Source organism: Marinobacter sp. L-80, from assembly GCF_056859395.1.
Genome location: NZ_JBSXOI010000045.1, coordinates 67,163 through 83,470, shown reverse-complemented (window position 1 = coordinate 83,470; position 16,308 = coordinate 67,163). Strand labels below are relative to the sequence as shown.

At 55.9% G+C, this 16,308-nt stretch carries 25 protein-coding genes; 3 read left to right on the top strand and 22 right to left on the bottom strand.

The genetic code is table 11. The annotated features are described in order from the left end of the window. The 10 genes from AC13E3_RS04235 to AC13E3_RS04190 form a co-directional block, all read right to left on the bottom strand. The coding region (locus AC13E3_RS04235; RefSeq protein WP_482901748.1) for a hypothetical protein at positions 1–257 on the bottom strand (257 nt) is incomplete at its 3' end. Positions 258–452: 195 nt separating this feature from the next. Beyond that, positions 453–2,312 (bottom strand): phosphoadenosine phosphosulfate reductase domain-containing protein, encoded by a 1,860-nt coding sequence (locus AC13E3_RS04230; RefSeq protein WP_136631026.1) that lies wholly within the window; start codon positions 2,310–2,312, stop codon positions 453–455. Positions 2,313–2,521: 209 nt separating this feature from the next. Continuing rightward, positions 2,522–2,962, bottom strand: a complete 441-nt coding sequence (locus tag AC13E3_RS04225) for a hypothetical protein (RefSeq protein WP_136631027.1) — start codon at positions 2,960–2,962, stop codon at positions 2,522–2,524. Positions 2,963–3,383: 421 nt separating this feature from the next. Then, positions 3,384–3,728: a hypothetical protein gene (locus tag AC13E3_RS04220; protein ID WP_482901747.1), complete on the bottom strand. Its 345-nt coding sequence runs from the start codon at positions 3,726–3,728 to the stop codon at positions 3,384–3,386. A gap of 251 nt (positions 3,729–3,979) precedes the next feature. Next, complete coding sequence (locus AC13E3_RS04215; protein ID WP_136631030.1) at positions 3,980–4,387, bottom strand: antitoxin Xre-like helix-turn-helix domain-containing protein; 408 nt, start codon at positions 4,385–4,387, stop codon at positions 3,980–3,982. Positions 4,388–4,610: 223 nt separating this feature from the next. Continuing rightward, positions 4,611–4,784, bottom strand: a complete 174-nt coding sequence (locus AC13E3_RS04210; RefSeq protein WP_153637323.1) for a hypothetical protein — start codon at positions 4,782–4,784, stop codon at positions 4,611–4,613. A 10-nt stretch (positions 4,785–4,794) separates the two neighbouring features. Then, positions 4,795–5,208, bottom strand: coding sequence for a hypothetical protein (locus tag AC13E3_RS04205; protein WP_136631031.1), 414 nt, complete (start codon positions 5,206–5,208; stop codon positions 4,795–4,797). Positions 5,209–5,319: 111 nt separating this feature from the next. Next, positions 5,320–5,946 (bottom strand): hypothetical protein, encoded by a 627-nt coding sequence (locus tag AC13E3_RS04200; protein WP_482901746.1) that lies wholly within the window; start codon positions 5,944–5,946, stop codon positions 5,320–5,322. Continuing rightward, positions 5,939–6,373, bottom strand: coding sequence for a hypothetical protein (locus AC13E3_RS04195; protein WP_482901745.1), 435 nt, complete (start codon positions 6,371–6,373; stop codon positions 5,939–5,941). The genes AC13E3_RS04200 and AC13E3_RS04195 overlap by 8 nt, the downstream gene beginning before the upstream one ends. 37 nt (positions 6,374–6,410) lie before the next feature. Further along, entirely contained in the window at positions 6,411–6,659 is a 249-nt protein-coding gene (locus AC13E3_RS04190; RefSeq protein ID WP_482901744.1) for a hypothetical protein, read from the bottom strand. Between the two features lie 163 nt (positions 6,660–6,822). On the opposite strand from AC13E3_RS04190, the gene AC13E3_RS04185 reads away from it, so the two are divergent. The 3 genes from AC13E3_RS04185 to AC13E3_RS04175 are packed head-to-tail and all read left to right on the top strand — an operon-like array spanning position 6,823 to position 8,259. Then, on the top strand, positions 6,823–7,188 hold the full coding sequence (locus AC13E3_RS04185; RefSeq protein ID WP_153637326.1) for an MbcA/ParS/Xre antitoxin family protein: 366 nt from the start codon (positions 6,823–6,825) through the stop codon (positions 7,186–7,188). After that, positions 7,185–8,003: an RES family NAD+ phosphorylase gene (locus tag AC13E3_RS04180; protein ID WP_136630343.1), complete on the top strand. Its 819-nt coding sequence runs from the start codon at positions 7,185–7,187 to the stop codon at positions 8,001–8,003. Before AC13E3_RS04185 ends, AC13E3_RS04180 begins: the two co-directional genes overlap by 4 nt. Positions 8,004–8,061: 58 nt before the next feature. After that, complete coding sequence (locus AC13E3_RS04175) at positions 8,062–8,259, top strand: hypothetical protein (RefSeq protein ID WP_136630344.1); 198 nt, start codon at positions 8,062–8,064, stop codon at positions 8,257–8,259. Between the two features lie 123 nt (positions 8,260–8,382). On the opposite strand, the gene AC13E3_RS04170 is transcribed toward AC13E3_RS04175, so the two are convergent. From AC13E3_RS04170 to AC13E3_RS04115, 12 genes are all read right to left on the bottom strand, one after another. Beyond that, complete coding sequence (locus AC13E3_RS04170) at positions 8,383–8,679, bottom strand: hypothetical protein (protein ID WP_153637327.1); 297 nt, start codon at positions 8,677–8,679, stop codon at positions 8,383–8,385. Between the two features lie 230 nt (positions 8,680–8,909). Further along, entirely contained in the window at positions 8,910–9,920 is a 1,011-nt protein-coding gene (locus AC13E3_RS04165; RefSeq protein ID WP_482901743.1) for a hypothetical protein, read from the bottom strand. Between the two features lie 257 nt (positions 9,921–10,177). Continuing rightward, a complete protein-coding gene (locus tag AC13E3_RS04160) occupies positions 10,178–10,411 on the bottom strand; it encodes a hypothetical protein (RefSeq protein WP_136630347.1) in 234 nt (77 codons plus the stop codon). A 224-nt stretch (positions 10,412–10,635) separates the two neighbouring features. Next, positions 10,636–11,367: an LPD29 domain-containing protein gene (locus AC13E3_RS04155; protein WP_136630348.1), complete on the bottom strand. Its 732-nt coding sequence runs from the start codon at positions 11,365–11,367 to the stop codon at positions 10,636–10,638. Between the two features lie 287 nt (positions 11,368–11,654). Continuing rightward, on the bottom strand, positions 11,655–12,164 hold the full coding sequence (locus AC13E3_RS04150; protein ID WP_153637328.1) for a hypothetical protein: 510 nt from the start codon (positions 12,162–12,164) through the stop codon (positions 11,655–11,657). A 36-nt stretch (positions 12,165–12,200) separates the two neighbouring features. Then, positions 12,201–13,409, bottom strand: a complete 1,209-nt coding sequence (locus AC13E3_RS04145) for a S8 family serine peptidase (RefSeq protein WP_136631141.1) — start codon at positions 13,407–13,409, stop codon at positions 12,201–12,203. 218 nt (positions 13,410–13,627) lie between these two features. Continuing rightward, on the bottom strand, positions 13,628–14,152 hold the full coding sequence (locus AC13E3_RS04140; protein ID WP_136631140.1) for a hypothetical protein: 525 nt from the start codon (positions 14,150–14,152) through the stop codon (positions 13,628–13,630). A gap of 2 nt (positions 14,153–14,154) precedes the next feature. Further along, the gene (locus AC13E3_RS04135) at positions 14,155–14,475 is read right to left on the bottom strand and encodes a hypothetical protein (RefSeq protein WP_136631139.1); all 321 of its coding nucleotides are present in this window, start codon (positions 14,473–14,475) and stop codon (positions 14,155–14,157) included. Between the two features lie 221 nt (positions 14,476–14,696). Next, on the bottom strand, positions 14,697–14,909 hold the full coding sequence (locus AC13E3_RS04130; RefSeq protein WP_136631138.1) for a hypothetical protein: 213 nt from the start codon (positions 14,907–14,909) through the stop codon (positions 14,697–14,699). Next, positions 14,909–15,247, bottom strand: a complete 339-nt coding sequence (locus tag AC13E3_RS04125; protein ID WP_136631137.1) for a hypothetical protein — start codon at positions 15,245–15,247, stop codon at positions 14,909–14,911. Before AC13E3_RS04125 ends, AC13E3_RS04130 begins: the two co-directional genes overlap by 1 nt. Positions 15,248–15,335: 88 nt before the next feature. Further along, positions 15,336–15,845, bottom strand: coding sequence for a hypothetical protein (locus AC13E3_RS04120; RefSeq protein ID WP_227549498.1), 510 nt, complete (start codon positions 15,843–15,845; stop codon positions 15,336–15,338). A 26-nt stretch (positions 15,846–15,871) separates the two neighbouring features. Next, positions 15,872–16,303 (bottom strand): hypothetical protein, encoded by a 432-nt coding sequence (locus AC13E3_RS04115; RefSeq protein ID WP_136631136.1) that lies wholly within the window; start codon positions 16,301–16,303, stop codon positions 15,872–15,874. Positions 16,304–16,308 lie beyond the last annotated feature (5 nt).

Below are 16,308 nucleotides of genomic sequence, written 5' to 3'. Positions count from 1 at the left end.
CCTCTGCTGACTTCTCGCTCCGTGCTTCCACGTCGCCCTTTCAGGCATAAGGCGAGATCTCCCCGGGTAAGAACACACTCCTTCACCGCACAACCGCCGGATTTACGCCGCGTCGCCTTGGCCACAAGAGCTTCGCGGCTTCTTGCCCGCTCGCCCTGCTTGGCAGTGCCTCGTATCCGATTCTTGTTCATCGGCTCACGGTTTACGATCCACGCTTCCTCCCCACGGTCGGTCGCCCTTCCGCAGTTGCGCTTCACTTCGTTCGCTGTGGCCAGCTCACGGGAGGACTTGCACCTCCAGGAGTGCGCCCGTGCCGGGCGCACAAAAAAAAGCCCGCAGAGCGGGCAAGGGCAGTGCAATGGGTGCTGGGCAGACCTGGTAGGCAGGTAGGCGGCAGGCGTCGGCCTGCCCAGCAATTCGGTTGAGGATCCGGAGCCTTCCGGACCCTGGTGTCAGACGGTGACCTCCTTGGCGATGATTCCTTTCCCGGATTGGGACCGGGACAGGCGGATCAGGTCCTCGATGTCGAACTGCCCGCCAGCGGCCGGCAGCATGTCGCCGTGCTGGCTCAGCTTGTCGATCAGAGCTTCAGGGTCATTCAGGATATCCCGCAGGCCGTGGCGGTGGATCTGGTTGCTCATCTGCATCATTCGTTCGAACTCACCCTCGGAACCTTTGAACAGAGAGACGGTGCCCATGCGCAGGAAGTAGTGCGCCCCATTGGACGGGCTGAACTCGCCATCGCGGCGTGTGCCGTCGTCATCGACCGGGCCGTACCGCTCAAGGGCGTTCTCCAGCTCAAAGCCCCAGAACAGCTCAGCGCCTTCCTCGTCTACATCGAACTCGTCGCCTGTCGGTACAGCAAACGGATCCAAGGTGTCAGTCACAGCCGCCAGCACATCCATAGAGCCAACAGCGAAGTGACCGTATTCGCGATCTGCGAAGGGTAGAGTCACCTTCCGGATGCTCGGCAGGCTGGTCGGGTAGCTCTCGTTGGGGTCGGCCGCTGGAATCGGCCAGCGCTTCCCATTGTCCACTTCGTTGGCTGTGTGGCATGCCATCAGGGCGTGCTGGTAGCCGTACCGACTCCACAGGAAATCAATCGCAATGATGTCCTTCAGGCGCAGCAGCTGGAATCGCGGGGCGATACCCAGGCGAGCAGCTGCCCGGCGCTCATCGGCGTCGATGGTCAGGGCGTACCGCAGCAGGTCAAGGCAGAACCCCGGAGCATAGCTGTTCGGTGCGAGGGTGATCGTGCCGTCCTCATTGACGGTACGTGCCAGCCAGTTGCGCTTGTCGATTCGGAAGTGGTTCCGCTGGATGTAGTTGCGGAACTCGTTCAACGGGCGCATCCAGGCGTACTGATCATCACGGAGCATTGCTTCCATGGAGTAGTCGTCTTTGACCGCCAGGCAGATGTGACAGCCAGTACGGGAGCCGCAGCCGCTGGAGGCCGGCTTGCCCTTGGCATACACGTTGATCATGCACTGGCCTTCGTTAGCTGTGCGGTAGATCTCCACCAGCTGCTCGAAATCGGAGTAGGTGGTAATCATGTCGTTACGCACATACGCGATCAGGTAGTACACATCGTCCAGTGACCAGTGCGCGATGGGGCTCATGACCCACTCATAGGCCTTGCCCTGCTTGTCGCGAACCATCTTGACGGGAACGTCGGGACGCTCCCCGGAGGCACGCATGCCCCGGCCACGGTTCTCACTCTCGCTGTAGCGCTTTCCGATCAGGGTGACGAACTTGTCCCGGGCCTCTTTCTTGCTATAGCCCATTTCTTTGGCCAGACGCTTCTTCAGACGCTCGATCGGCTGGATCTTCATCATGACGGTGCACTTCCGGCCGGCGTCCGGCGTGGAAGCGATCAGGCGACCGCCAATCAGGTTCACCAGGTAGTTGTTGCTCGTGTTGGGGGTGGCGATGCGCATTTCGATCGGGAGGTTCTTGGCCTTGGCATAGGCGCGAACCTTTGCCGCCTCACTGAGGGAGTAATTGTCCATCAGAGGGTTCTCCAACAGAGTGTTGGAGGTGATCACGAACATCTTCGGTGCAGTGCCAGTCTCGGCAACCAGTTCTTCCATCGCCTGGATAGCCAGGGACAATAGTACGCTTGAGTCCTTGCCGAAGCTGCACGCTACAACAATGTGCTTGCCTGCAGACATTTGCGCCTTGATAGCGCCTACGGTGGCCGCAATTTTGTCATCAAGGGAGTCTTCTTCATTGAAGCCAACCGGCATGGCCAGCGGGACGACAGAATCAAGTTCGTCAATTCCGAAGAGATCGAAGTTCTCTGCTGCGCCCATTGTCGTTCTCCTGCCTGTGTTTATTGCCCTAACCTGTTAATAATTTTACCAGAACAAAGACACCCTGCAAGGTGTATTTAGCAGGAAATATTCACGGCGCAGCCGTGGCGTAGCCAACCGGCCTCAGTGCACACAAAAGGGCCACAGGCCCGCATGGCAGGCAATCGCCCAACCATAAGAGCCTGCGGATAGTTCGATGGTGGAATGGTTCAGAACTGGGGCCATTGCTTCCGGATAGCCTCGTAAATGGCCGCTGATAACACCAGGCCGATGATTCCGGCTGTCAGGTGGTCTACATCAACGGTGAACACGGCTCGGGTCTTCTGGTCCTCCCACAGCTCGTTTCCGAGGTGCCAAAAGGTCATCACCCCCAGCCAGCAATAGAAGTCAGTGACTATCACCATAACCTTCGACAGAAAGCGATCTAAGGCCGGTCTGGCTATGACCCAGTTGGCTGGCTTCTTGGCAGGCTCTCTAAGCAATGCGAACACGCCATAGCCCAGATACGGGAATGCCAGGCCAAAGAAGAAGTGCCCGAGAAAATAGTGGCTCGTTCCGACCAGGCCCACTGTGTACTGAATCGAAAGCACCAGTAGGCTCGCCGCTGTGAAAATGACTGCAGAGACGGTGGTGGTGAAGGTTTTGCTCATACTGATAGTCCTCTGATTGATAGCTGAACCGGTATGGTTCCCTAATCAGACCCCTTACGGTGCGCTGTAATTTAGGAAAGCGGGCATTTAGCCCGCCATTGTCCGAAAAGTGTTAGATCGGGAGAAGATGCCCCCGAGGGCATACACGGTATTCTGCAAAATCCGCCAGCGTGGCCGGACGAAGTTGATCTGTCTCCGGATTGATGAAGACAGGGCCCTTAAACGGATCGTGCCCCCCTTTGAGGACAGGACCGGAAAGAACTTCCATGATGTTTGATGAGACAACGATACCGAGAGTGTGCTCGTTTAGGACGACATAGCTCTCGAGTGCCGGCGCCCGGGATGTTTGTGTTTGATGTGTGGTCATGGTCGAAGACTCCGAAAAGAGGCTTTGGGGCCCTTCTGGGCCCCGCTGGATGGATTAAAACAGGGCCATCTGGTGTTCTGCGGAGAGAACCTTTGCAGGTACGTTCGGCGGAAGGATAGCGATAACCTTTTCCTCGGCGACCGGCTGGCTCTTGGTCGCTTCCATCTCCTTCATCTCAGCCGCGAACTCTTCCAATTCTTCTCGACGGGCCTCAACGTAGCCGCGCCACGCCTGACGCCATGAACGGAAGTCTTCATAGGCGCCTTCACCGTTGGCGTATTCGAGAAAGTCACGCTCGACGCTCTCAAGGCTCATGACGCCGAAAATGTCTGCCTCACGCTCGATCAGGGTCTTGAGGGCGGTCTTGTCGATGTTTGCGATATCTTCGATTGAGAACATGGTGCTACTCCTGCCTGTCTGTCTTTGTTTGCCTAACCTGTAAATAATTTTAGCAGAACAGAGACACCTTGCAAGGTGTATATAGGTTTTATTTTCCGCGGCGCAGCCGTGGCGTAGCCAACCGGCCTCAATGCACACAAAAGGGCGCCTCGCGCCCCGGCTGGCCAACGGCCAGGCGAAAAAAAAGCCCGCGTCGCGGGCTCGGGTTCGGGCTGATAGAAGATGCGGTCGGAGCAGGGGAGGCATTCCGGTCATGTCCAGCCCCGCTGAACATCGAAGTAACGCCGTGTAAGCTGCAAATGCCGCATCGAGCCCTGGGTCATGAATTCCATGGCTGACTTGCCGGCGAACGGCAGGTCAGTGGTGCCCAGTCGCATGCGGGCAATGGCTCGATCCTTTGTCGGATAAAGCATGCCCACTGACTTGTAGATACCAAGGATGTAGCTGATGCGCTCCATCACGTCCCGATTGAGCCGAATGGGCTTGAGCTTTTTCCAGTTCTGCAGGGTGCTCCGGGAAACGTCGCCCAGCAAAATTCGCTGTTCGTTCTCAGAGCATCCCCATTCCCGGGTGATGTTGAAAAAGCCTTTCAGCGCGACACGGCCTTTTTCGGCTTCGCGGTCAACGGAAGTGTTGTTGCGAGTTGGCTGAGTTTGCATGGCTCGTCTCCATTAACCTCTGCACCCAAAAACAGTACAGCAATAATGACCATATTCGTACATATAGCCCATTTATATGCATAGTTGGTCATTACAGGGTGAGCCAGGCGGAAAAGTTCCGCTCAATGGCGGGCAGGCAGTGGCAAAGGGTGCTGGGCAGGCCCGGTAGGCAGGTAGGCGGCAGGCGTGGGCCTGCCCAGCAATTCGGTAAAGCTATAGCGGCTCAGAGCCCAATTTCAGAAATGACTTCTCCATCAATCAGCAGCTTCAGAGTTTTGCTGTCCTCGTACAGCGGGCCTCCATCCATGCCGCCGCTGTAGTTTGTCTTGGTGTCGAGATCCAGCGTCAGATTTTCCTTCAGGAATTCGATGATCAACTCTCTCAGTTCTTCGTCCATATCAGGCCTCTCACTCAGAGATGTTGGTAAGGAAGCGATTGTCAGGACTGAAGCCAAGGCGCTCGTTCAGGCTGGGATCGACGGTCACTTCGCCGCTCTCGGGGAATATGAACGTCGGATCCGCCAGCCACTGCCTCATATCCTCCAGCACTTCTTCCAGAGCTCCGGCATCGGTCTCGAACTCATAGAGTGCGTGGGTGGCATTGAAGTCCGGCTGGTCGTGGCCGCGATTCCACTCGTGGGTCAGCAGCTCACCATCAAAGATGAAAAAGATCCCGTGACCAATGACGTTGGTTGTGCAGGGCTTGCCCTGGGCCAGAATGAGTCGATGGATCTGATTCCATGCTTTGGCAACCGCCTGGAACGCAGCGTTTTCGCGCTCGTCCTGTCTGAATGTCGCATCTTCCTTCAAAAAACGTTGCATTGTCATTCTCCGTTATATCTGTTGCCCGGACTGATCCGGGACGAATAGGGTGACCGGCTGGCGGTATTCAGGTTGGCAGGCAGGCGTGCCAGCCGGTCAAAACTGTTGAACTCAGTCGTAAACCTGTTGGCAGACCTTCTCGACAAGATCGAGGTCAAACCAACCGTTGGAACGTACTCGCCCTTCCATATCAATCCAGAACCGGCCTTCGCCCTCGATCATTTTCAGGTAGTCGATGACCGTTGCCGGGCCGATGCCGCCGGAGTAGCCGACCAACTGGTCAGTGCCGGGTAGGGCAGGGATATTCTCTGGGAAGCGGCCTTGGCCGCCGGAGCAATCAAAAAGCTCGAAAAAGGGCTGTCCAGTATTGAACGCCATGCTCCTGGTCTGAAGGATCACGTCGTATTCCGATTCGCTCGCGATCTTTGTCAGGTTCGGAGTCTGCGCCCGGCGTCCGTTGACCTGAACCCGATCGAACCGTCCCAGTTTGAACGGCTCCGGAAATGTCCCGCAGACCGTCAGGATGGAAGCGTAATCACCGCACAGGTGCGCAGACTTCCGGCCGGCAACGTCTGTCAGTTCCGAAATCATCTGGTTACTCGGGAACCGGGCATCCCGGGCGTGAACGGACATCAGGACGCCCCATTCAATTGGATACCGACTGGCCAGCTTGTCTGCACGGGTAAGGTCCGTGCGATCATCAATGCCGGTGAAGGTGATGAATTCTGGCTTACGCATGCTCACCCCCAGATATCTGCCTGGCAATTTCAGCGACCTTGGTTAAGAAGGGGCCGGCTATCTCCACAGTGTCCTTTCGCAGGTCCCACTCACAGGCATGCTTCGCCAGCGCGGTGGCCATGGATTCGAGATCACCGAGAGGGATGCGCTCCTTATCCTCAACGCCAACTTCCGGGACGTGGTGTTCAAGGTGCAGTTCTGCGCGAAACGAGCCGGTACCGGACTTCGGATAAATCGAAAGGGTCAGTGTGAACTCGTCTTCTTCGGTTTCATCCTCGTTGGACGGGGCGTAATCGACGGTGTACTCCGCCCGCCACTCGTAGCCGTGGCCAGTCAGGTCTCCTTCGAAAACATCCCCGGGGAACGTTTCAAGGGTCTTCCGCAGTGGGTTCAGTAACTCACCTTGCTTGGACTCAATACTGATCATGGTGTGCCTCGCTCTGCCAGTGGGGGTGACGGCTGGGTTAAATACCCAGCTCGTACTTGTCGATGACAGAGCCCGGGTGACCTTTGGGCTCGCCGGCAAGCTTCTCAAACTCGACGGCGTAGCAGTCCCGGGGGTCGGAGTAGCGCTTTGCCAGATCCTCGGCCTTCTGATGGCGCAGCAGGCGCCCGGCGTCAGCACTCATCTGTTGAGTGGCAACCACCTTGTTTGTGTTCAGCTCGCGAACCTGGATAACGAAAGCGACTCTTTCACGGGTAGCGGTAGTCATGGTGTCTCTCCTGCCTTTGCTTGTTTGCCTAACCTGAGAACCATTGTACCAGAGATAGTACACCATGCAAGGTGTATTCATGGTTATTTGTGATAAATCCCTATTTATTTGCTAAATGTTGAAAATTCACTATACTTTGCTCAACAAAAGGGAGGGCGAATCCATGGCTACCGCTATTCGCGAAGAAAAAGAGGTTGATGACCGGCAGGTGCTGGGCAAAGCGCTGTTCAAAGCCGCCGGCGCCCTGGGGATCAGCAAAGCTGATGCTGCGAGCATTGTTGGCCGTGAGCGTACGGGGATATCCCGGGACGGTATCGATCCGAAGTCTAAGGCCGGAGAGCTGGCACTCATGTTCGTCCGGATCTATCGGGGCCTTTATGCCGTCGTTGGTGGCGACGCCGAGAATATGCAGCACTGGGTATCCACGCCCAACAAAAGCTTTGGCAAGGCACCCCGCGAGATGATGCAAACCTGTGAGGGTCTGGCTCGAGTCGTTATGTACATCGACGCTATCCGGGGCAAGGTTTGACTCTGGTCGAACGTGTAGAGAAGGCGATCGAGCCGGTCAGAGGCCGGCTCTTTCGTGTTGCAGAGTCACAGGAGCAGGTGGCCACCACCGAAATTGTCGATTCAGCGGCTGAACAATCCCGCCTGGAGGAACTGCTGGAAGACAGCAAGCCTGCATATCCGGAACCAGTAGACGACCTCCACTATCTGCTAAAAACCCCTTTTCGCTACCCACCTTTGATGTGGGGATCCCGGTTTGGCGGGACGTTTGAACCCAGCTTGTTCTATGGAGCTGCCAGAACGGAGACTGCGCTGGTTGAAACGGCCTTCTATCGGTTTGTGTTTGTTACAGATCCGGAGGAACCCTTCCCGAAACCGGTGAAGTCCCAGCACACGATCTTTGAAGTGGACATCGCTTCGAAACGAGGGGTAAAGCTCCAGTCCGATGCCTGGAACGATCTTCACCCGGATCTGGTGCATCCCAAGGATTACCGGTTTACACAGGATGTGGGTAGCGCAATGCGTGCCGCAGGGGTGGAGGCCTTCCAGTTCATCTCAGCCCGAGCGGTTCAGGCCGGGATCCGGGAGATTGATGACCGCCCGGCGGTGCCGGGCATTCGGGATTTGTGGGCCGAATTGCGAGGGGTCAACTGGGCCCTGTTTACGCCCCGGGCCTTTGAGAAAACGAGGCCTACCAATCTCCGGCCTATGATTGCGGTCACGACGCGGGAAAAGGTGTCCATCGTGGTCACGGAGCCGGATGGTTCTTCGAAGGCGGTGGAATATCCGGTTGAACTTTTTCTGGTTGAAGGTGAGATACCGCGCCCTGCAGCATGAAATCTGTTAACGTGAAATCTCCAATTGTTGATTCTTTTGTGAGTTTGAAGGAAGTTGTATGGCTTTAATGGTATTGAAGCGTCTGCCCACGGAGGCGGAGTTGGAAAAGACAAGTGTTGAGCCTCATTCTTTCTTGAATGCCTTTAACAACATGCACGTATCAGACTTCGTTGCCGACGTTGAAGACAAGGGGGAACACGTTCTCCTTGATGGATGGCATATACAGAAAGCAGATTGGTTTGCAGTCGTCGACTAAACAGCCACAGGCTGTTGCGTAGCCAACTGCCTTCAGTGCACATTAAAGGGCGCCTGCGCCCTGGCTGGCGGAACGCCAGGCACAAAAAAGCCCGGGACTTCCCGGGCTCGTGGTCAGTTGGGTTTATGCGGCCTGCTTTTGCTCAGCCTCGATGATGTCGAAAATTGTGTCGACGCCAAACGGAGTCAGCCAGAACAAATCGTCTTCTTCGCAGTAGAAGCCAATCCCCTTGGCCTCCAGGCTTCCCATGAGTGCAGCTACCTGGTGCTTGTTCCACCCCAGCCCGGCAGTCATTTCATCCATGCCGGCGTTGCTGTAGTTATCACCATGCTGGTTTTCGCGATCATCATAATTAAGAGTCATTTTGACCGCGGCGATTTCGTTCTCAGTGAGGGTGACCTGGGAGTTTGAAGTTGTCATGGTATGTCTCCTGCCTGTGTTTATTTGCCTAACCTGAGAACCATTATAGCGCAAGGCGTACACCACACAAGGTGTATTTAGGGTCATTCCCCGCGGCGCAGCCGTGGCGTAGCCAACCGGCCTCAGTGCACAACCAAGGGCCGAAGGCCCCGACTGGCGGAACGCCAGACACAAAATCAAAGATCCGGAGGAACCGTTGATCGGCGCGGAAATATCGAGGTAGGTGGCGATTAACCGAAACGGCCGGTAGCAAACTGGTAAATGGATTCTTCGGTAGCCCTGGGGCCGGCAATTCGAGAGTGGCGGGAATGCGCCATCTGGGTATCAACGAAGCTGCCAATCTGGCTCAGCATCAATTGCTCAAGGGCCTCATCATCCAATCCGGGGAAGCGAGCTCTCAGTTCAGACAGGGCCGCTTCCGGATCTTCTTCGGTGTCGTCCCACTCGTCCAGCTCGTGTTCCCACATTTCAGAAAGAACGGCAGCCCGGGTGTCCGTGATCGCATTCCCCTTGCCGACAAGTGCGCGGTGCTCGCAGGCATCGCAGGATGTTTCGGCGCCGGGCCAGACTTCTTCCAGTCGAAACAGGCGCTCCTGGAGGGCCTTGGATCGCCGGCTTATTCCCAGAAAGTGAACGCGACGCGGAACTGATGTGGGTACGGAAGCAAGATCGCTGAGCATTTCCGGCGGGAAGGCGGCGGCGTTGCTCGGGATTGCCAGGCCACCGATCGGGCCGGGAAGGCAGAGCAGCGCTTGCTTGATGAACTGGGAAGGACGGGCTTCGCCACGCTGAACGGGCAGCAGGGCAATATGCTTCGGGCCGATGGCCTCAAGTACGGCAGCGCCCCAGTGCTGCAGCACATCAAGCGTGGCCTCCTGGCTGCCCACCACATCCGGAAGAACGAACGTGACCGGGTTGCTGGCGGCCGATGCGATCTTGCGGTAGATCTTGATAATCGAATCCCACGGCATGGCCTCCGGGCGGTCCCGATATACGAAGGCGCCGGAATCCACGAACAGCTCACCGCCAGCCTCGACATAAGCGATGGCCCGGTCAATCGCACTCTGGCCAGCTTCACTGGCGGCAATGCACATGGCGCGGCCTGCTCGCTCGTACCCAGCCCAGATAGCAGGGGAGAGCACGCCGGAGGCATAACGCTTTACCCGATCCTCCAGGGTCTGTCCGGAGAAGCCGAACAGATCGTTTGAGAAAGCGTCAGCGGTCTGAGTGGTCGTGATCATCGTGATTCTGCCTTTTAGTTCTTGGCTGCACTCAAAGCCCCGAAGGGCTTTGGTTAGCTCTTGTCGGGCTGTCGGTTATATGACTGGTAGCCCCTGAAGTAGAGCCGAGATGCCCAATCCGAATCAGGCTTGGGAAACGGTGGTGCCGCCCGGCCTTCTTCCGCAGCTTTTCTTCCCTTTGAAAAGGGGCTGTCTTCCGGGCATCTTCCAAGCATTTCGCGTAGTTTTCCCATGGTGACTATCTCCTGCCTGTGGTTTTAAGCCGGTAGTTCGATGCGCTGCAGATCGTACGGCACGCCATCAAGGCCGTAATCGAAGGTGTAACCGTGAGGCTCAAGGTCAGCCAGAAAGTCACGGCACAACAGGTAAGCGTTGCCGTCGTCGTTCTCGATCAGATTGGTGTGATGATCGATGATGGCCCGGACGTTCTCGGGGAGAGTGTCCTGTGCCTGGAAAAGATCGGTAGTGCTGTCGATATCGTGCGTCGTCATGATGTTCCTGCCTGTCTGTGATTGCCTAACCTGAACTCCATTTTACCAGCAACGATACACCATGCAAGGTGTAATATGGTGAGAATTTCACGGCGACAGCCGTGGCGTAGCCAATCGGCCTCAGTGCACACAAAAAGGGCCTCTGGCCCTGGGGCTGGCGGAACGCCAGACACAAAAAAGCCCGCATAAGCGGGCAAGGGAGCAGGTCGTCAACGCTGCGGAATTTAGTCTCTCTGGCAGAAAATGAAGTCAAAGCCGCCATAAACCACATTGAACGCGGAGCTGTTCGAACCGTGGTAGTCCTCATAGGCGTTATAGGTGCCGGTCTTGAACATGGCGACGGCATCGGAAACGGTGCGCTGGTTGACGGTCTCACCGTCGTCCTCACGGCTCCATGAAACATAGAGGGCATCGCAGGAGCGCTTGCGAACGGAGAACTTCACGCCCGGGAAAGCTTTTTTCAGGGTCTTGCGAACGTTCTTCGCGGTCATGTTGTCGCGCTGGCGGGAGTACATGCCGGCGCCCTCTGGGGCTTGCTCGAGGTGCTTGAATTCCTCGTTTTCACGCATGGCCTTTACAGCCCGATCGAAGGCCTCTGCTGCGGCTTTCTTCTCGGCTTCGGCCTTTTCGGCGGTTTCCTTGGCGAAGGCTTTCGCCGCGTCAATCTGGGCTTGGGTGTAGTCGTCCTCATCGAGGAAGCGCCACTGCACGCCGGTAGCAATGCACTCGGGAATACGAAGGCTGACAGAGCCGTCATCCCAGACCACATCAATGTGAACGTCTGAGCCGCTGGAGATCACAACCGCGCCGCCCAGCGCTGAAAGGGACTTGCTGACTCCAGGCTTACCGTCAACGGCGCTGATGACGCCATCACGGCCACCGTACAGGATGCAATGAATGCGACGGCCGACGCGGAGGTCAGTGGTGTTGTCTTGGATGTTAGCTGCTGCGCCCATGGGTAATTCTCCTGCCTGAAGTTGTTTGCCTAACCTGAAAACCATTCTACCAGATACCGTACACCTTGCAAGGTGTATATAGAGTTATTTCCCCGCGGCGCAGCCGTGGCGTAGCCAACCGGCCTCAGTGCACAACAAAGGGCCGCAGGCCCCGGTTGGCCAACGGCCAGACACAAAAAAGCCTGCTCATCGGCAGGCTCCTGGGTGTCATAGGTTTTGAGTGATTTCACAAAAACTGGTCTGGAGAATTGCCTTAACTGAATACCAGCAATACTTGTGGCTTCTAACTAATCACCGTCCGATCCGTACCGGTCAATTAAACTTGCCAACTTATCGCTTTTAAATGTTAGTTGGTGCATTTTCGACAGATCTTTTTCGAGTCTGATTCCAATTTTTACGATTTGCGGCTTAACAACGTACTTCTGCCAGTCACGCCAAATTATTACGTGTCGCTTAGTCGGATGGCGAAAATCAGAATCCATAAAAGCAGCACTCATAAGTCCTAAGATAACCCTGTCCAATGATTCTGTTGATCCTATATAAAGGTTTTCGTGATTAGTGTTCTTTCGCAACCTGTCTGTCTCCGTGGCGGAATAAAAATGCTTTTCAGCCATTTCAGGATCGGAGAAGTTCACAAACCCAACAAAACGTTCATCCTGTAATTCCACTTTGTGCTGCTTCAATCTCGCCTCAATTGTTTTGCTCATCCCTACTTTTAAAATGGGCGTCAGGGGATCGTATTGCCAAAAAAAATAAAGCCCTCCGAGTTTTTTGCCATTAGCAATCAAATCGATCATGAACGTACCTATTGGAATGCGTGAGAAAGGCCCTCCTCAGAGGGCTTCGTAGTTGGCCGGGTCAATGCTCAGGGCCGCTTCAATATCGAGGATGCCCTGACCGTGAATGGTCGGATCGTAGGCGCTGAAGCTGCTATCAGCAGTATCCAGCAGGATTTGCATTACCGCTACGTTGCTCAGGGTGGGAAACTGGCCTTTGACCAGAGCCGCAGCACCTGTCACCAGCGGGGCAGCCTGTGAAGTGCCGGAAACCCGCAGGTAGTCGGTGTTGGTGTCAAAGAACGCGCCATCAACCGCTGAACCCGGTGCACTGATCCAACGCGCCTGAATGTCTGCGTCTGATCCTGGGACATTGGTACCAGCTTCGGTACCACCCGCCAGCAGGAATTCCGCAGGCTGGCCGTTGTTGTCTACCGCACCAACCCACAGGAAGTTGTCAGCCAGCTCCGCATCCTTTGCCAGCAGGTCAACGCTGGTGGCGTCGAAAATGAAAGTGCAGGTCAGGTTGTCCTGACGCTCGGTTTCAGACAGGTCGCCACAGTTCACCGGATTGGTGAGGAACGTTTCGGTCATATCCAGACCAAAGTTACCTGCAGCAACGATAAAGCCCATCCCGGCAGTCTCCAGCCCCTCATACAGCGGACGCTCATTGATGAACTCGCTGTTCTCGTAGTAGTCCACGCCGGTCAGGGACGCATTGATGAATTCAACGCTCATGGTTGCCAGATCGCTGATCAGCCCCTTTGCCGCAAGAGAGTCCGGGTTGGTGGTCGCGTATACGTCCATCATGATTACGCCGGCCTCCGGTGCCACACCGACATTTTCACCCCAAGTCATTGAGGCTACGTGGGTGCCGTGGCCGAATACGTCTTCCTGTGCGCCTGTGTAGACCGGCTGGTACAGATCCAGACCGGACAGGCCCATCTCTTCGATTTCATCGAAAGTGTAAGCGTTGATCGCAGACACATAAGAGCCGCTGTTCTGGTTCAGAGTCTTACCTGCAAACTCGTTGTGATCGACGTTCACGCCAGAGTCGATGATTGCCACAGTGACGCCAGCGCCACCGATGCTACGGTTACGGGCGTAATCGGCATTGATCACCTTCAGGTGGTCGTTGTTGAAGGCTGGTGCAACAGTCTCAACGTTTCCACCATTGTCAGCGTTCGGTGTGCTTGGAGTGCCAGATCCACCACCTCCGCAAGCGGTAAGAGTGAAAGCCAGTGCTGGAATGATGATCTTGTTCATGGGGTGTTCTCCTGCCTGTGTATGTTTGCCTAACCTGAATACTATTTTACCAGACGCAGGACACTCTGCAAGGTGTATTTCTCACGGCGATAGCCGTGGCGTAGCCAACCGGCCTCAGTGCACACAAAAGGGCCAGAGGCCCGCATGGCTGGAACCTTCCCAGCCATGGAAGAGCCCGCAGATCGCGGGCGAAGTTGAGGATTGTGGGTAAGTGAGGATCAGCAAGACTGGTTAGCCGGCTGAACTGAGAGAGTCCAACCAAGGGCGTTGCACCTCCGGTCGGCATCCGCCGGGCTGTTTGCCATAACCCGGTACTCCTTCTCTGCGTATCCATAGATCTGGCCCAGCTTTTTGACCACGATGTACTCGCTGGTGCCGGGGTTCAGAAGATTCGGGGTGGTGACCCACTCGCCCATCTTGGGCTTGATGCCAAGGGCCTCGAATTCGTCAATCTCGGCCTCGGTCAGCACCATGCAGGGCTCCGGCACTGCCCGGGAACTGAACAGTCCCGGCATTGAACTGCGGTTATTGTCGACACCGATATACGGCCCGCGCTCGTGAGCTTTCTCCTGGGCCGAGTCGAAATCATCGCTCAGGGCACCGTAGAACTCATCAGCCGTATGGTTGAACTGGGCGTTGTAATAGTTGCGCAGCTTGTCCACCAGTGCGACAACCTGAAGAATGGTCATGCCACGGACGTTGATCACGAACGGCAGTTTGAATTCCGTCTTGGTCGCAGTCATGATTACACCATCAGGTCGAGATAGGGGTGGGCGGTGGCCTGATAAGCCTCTTCCATGGAGATTTCACCAAGGCGCTCGTACAGCTCATCAGCGGCTTCAATGAACTCGTCCGCGTCGTGGCCTTCCAGCAGCACATCAAGGCTCAGCTCGGCCAGATCGGCGATATGAACGGTAGAGAAAGCCCGATCGACGTTTACTTCCACGTTGCTGCCCGCAACGTACTGGGCGTACATCCGGGTGATCTCGATCTCGCGGGTGCGCTTGCCCATTTCCTCAGCCATGAAGCTGAGAGACTTTGCAGCTGATACGAATTGCTGTTCCATGATGATTCTCCTGCCTGTCTTTGTTTGCCTAACCTGAGAATCATTTTAGCAAAGAGCGGACACCGTGCAAGGTGTATACAGGTTTTATTTTTCGCGGCGCAGCCGTGGCGTAGCCAACCGGCCTCAGTGCACACAAAAGGGCGCCCCGCGCCCCGGCTGGCCAACGGCCAGGCACAAAAAACCCGCTCGAGGCGGGTTGTGGCTTGCTGCGAGAGAATCAATCAGCTGGTGTACCGTTTTTCGGTGGCCGTTTCATAGATCCGATTGCCGGATTCATCCTCGACCCATCCGCGCCAGCCGTTGTTGTCGATATGGCCTATGGCCTCCAACGCTTCGCTACGCATCATCGGGCTCCTGGGCTCGGTTTTAACATCCGAAAAGATCTCAGGATTGCCGGCAATGAACCTCACGTACCATTTTTTCCTGCTGGCCATTACCCCTCTCCCCACTCAAAAAGTTCCTGTTCCAGCTTTTCCAGCTCCTCTGAAGTTGAACCAACATACTCTGTGTTGCCAAGGATCAGGTAATAACTGCCGTCTGCCTCGATCTCGATGAACTTGTTGAACTCTTCGGAGTCGCCGAACCGGTAACCGAAGGCCTTTCGATCAAGTCCTTCTTTGACTTCCGCCTTCACCGCGGGATCATCACTGAGAAGATCGGCGGCACTGATGTTGAGGTAGGAAGCTGCCACTTCATCTCCGGTCTTGATGATATCCCGGAAGGTGATGCGCTCGCGGGTTTGTTTGAACTGGAAAAAAGTCTGTTCACTCACTGGGTTTCTCCTGCGTTTTGATTGCCTAACCTGAAAACCATTTTACCACAGGAAGTACACCATTCAAGGTGTATTTAGCTGATTTCAGTCAGGAAATGCGCCTGAGTGTGCTCACCAGCATGGCAATCTCGGCCTCCTGGTTGCGGGAGTGAATGAATCGTCGGTTGTCGCCGTGACTCCAGACATTGCCCGTGGGCCCGGCCACTCGTCGGATCCGGTTTTTCTCCACGTAGAGCAGGCCCCAACCTTCCGGCAAGTCGTCAGGCTCAATGACGCCCGGCGGGCACAGGTAAAACCGGTATGTACCCACCCCCATTGCCGGGTTCAGACGGAAGGGCTTTTTCCGATCCGCCAGGAAGTCAGCCCGGGAAGTCTTGCACTCGACCAGAATGGAATATTCCGACCGCCAGCCCAGGGCGTCCGGTGTTTCACCGGAGCCCGTGAATGCCCGCAGTTCGCCAACGGCCACACTGCAGCCGCAGGAACCCTTGAGCCATCGGCAGGCCCGCTCCACCAGCTCATCGTGCAGGGTAGGGGCCCGCGGCTCCTTCGGTTCACTGGGAGCGCCTTTCTCTGGATTGCGCTTAATGACGGCCATCTGCTTACTCGTTCACCTGTTTCGAATCAGTGCTGTTGAATGTGTTGCCAGGATTCTGGTGCTGTTTTCCCTTTTAGTGACGGTAAGATTTCTGTGTTGAGAAACTCGCTAACCCCCGAGTGCTCTATTTCCCAGTCGTAATCGCACTCGTGGTTTCGCATCTCCAATAGATCCTGCTCGGTTACAGGAATAACAGAGAAGAAAGAGTTCTCACCAGGATAGAAGGTGCCACCTGCATCCTCAGCGACCATTACCGGAGCAAATCCAACCGCGTCGACCATCGTCTCTGAGTCGATCAGGCAAAACGCATGTACCAACGACCGACTACCGTCTTTCTCCGCAGTTTCAATAAGGGCCTGCATGGGCAGGCCGGTCACGCGATTGATGGCGACAGCAAGCAAGTCACACGCGCCGCCATTCCAATCTAATGCACTAAGAGGTTTCCCAAAAAACGACATCGCCT

Bases quoted from the DNA above. Each gene is read 5' to 3' on its own strand.
- AC13E3_RS04165 (WP_482901743.1), bottom strand. From the start codon at position 9,920: ATGATCACGACCACTCAGACCGCTGACGCTTTCTCAAACGATCTGTTC.
- AC13E3_RS04220 (WP_482901747.1), bottom strand. From the start codon at position 3,728: ATGTTCTCAATCGAAGATATCGCAAACATCGACAAGACCGCCCTCAAG.
- AC13E3_RS04185 (WP_153637326.1), top strand. From the start codon at position 6,823: ATGGCTACCGCTATTCGCGAAGAAAAAGAGGTTGATGACCGGCAGGTG.
- AC13E3_RS04150 (WP_153637328.1), bottom strand. From the start codon at position 12,164: ATGATCGATTTGATTGCTAATGGCAAAAAACTCGGAGGGCTTTATTTT.
- AC13E3_RS04230 (WP_136631026.1), bottom strand. From the start codon at position 2,312: ATGGGCGCAGCAGAGAACTTCGATCTCTTCGGAATTGACGAACTTGAT.
- AC13E3_RS04225 (WP_136631027.1), bottom strand. From the start codon at position 2,962: ATGAGCAAAACCTTCACCACCACCGTCTCTGCAGTCATTTTCACAGCG.
- AC13E3_RS04120 (WP_227549498.1), bottom strand. From the start codon at position 15,845: ATGGCCGTCATTAAGCGCAATCCAGAGAAAGGCGCTCCCAGTGAACCG.
- AC13E3_RS04155 (WP_136630348.1), bottom strand. From the start codon at position 11,367: ATGGGCGCAGCAGCTAACATCCAAGACAACACCACTGACCTCCGCGTC.
- AC13E3_RS04135 (WP_136631139.1), bottom strand. From the start codon at position 14,475: ATGGAACAGCAATTCGTATCAGCTGCAAAGTCTCTCAGCTTCATGGCT.
- AC13E3_RS04210 (WP_153637323.1), bottom strand. From the start codon at position 4,784: ATGGACGAAGAACTGAGAGAGTTGATCATCGAATTCCTGAAGGAAAAT.
- AC13E3_RS04205 (WP_136631031.1), bottom strand. From the start codon at position 5,208: ATGCAACGTTTTTTGAAGGAAGATGCGACATTCAGACAGGACGAGCGC.
- AC13E3_RS04130 (WP_136631138.1), bottom strand. From the start codon at position 14,909: ATGGCCAGCAGGAAAAAATGGTACGTGAGGTTCATTGCCGGCAATCCT.
- AC13E3_RS04215 (WP_136631030.1), bottom strand. From the start codon at position 4,387: ATGCAAACTCAGCCAACTCGCAACAACACTTCCGTTGACCGCGAAGCC.
- AC13E3_RS04145 (WP_136631141.1), bottom strand. From the start codon at position 13,409: ATGAACAAGATCATCATTCCAGCACTGGCTTTCACTCTTACCGCTTGC.
- AC13E3_RS04140 (WP_136631140.1), bottom strand. From the start codon at position 14,152: ATGACTGCGACCAAGACGGAATTCAAACTGCCGTTCGTGATCAACGTC.
- AC13E3_RS04175 (WP_136630344.1), top strand. From the start codon at position 8,062: ATGGCTTTAATGGTATTGAAGCGTCTGCCCACGGAGGCGGAGTTGGAA.
- AC13E3_RS04160 (WP_136630347.1), bottom strand. From the start codon at position 10,411: ATGACGACGCACGATATCGACAGCACTACCGATCTTTTCCAGGCACAG.
- AC13E3_RS04195 (WP_482901745.1), bottom strand. From the start codon at position 6,373: ATGATCAGTATTGAGTCCAAGCAAGGTGAGTTACTGAACCCACTGCGG.
- AC13E3_RS04170 (WP_153637327.1), bottom strand. From the start codon at position 8,679: ATGACAACTTCAAACTCCCAGGTCACCCTCACTGAGAACGAAATCGCC.
- AC13E3_RS04200 (WP_482901746.1), bottom strand. From the start codon at position 5,946: ATGCGTAAGCCAGAATTCATCACCTTCACCGGCATTGATGATCGCACG.
- AC13E3_RS04190 (WP_482901744.1), bottom strand. From the start codon at position 6,659: ATGACTACCGCTACCCGTGAAAGAGTCGCTTTCGTTATCCAGGTTCGC.
- AC13E3_RS04115 (WP_136631136.1), bottom strand. From the start codon at position 16,303: ATGTCGTTTTTTGGGAAACCTCTTAGTGCATTAGATTGGAATGGCGGC.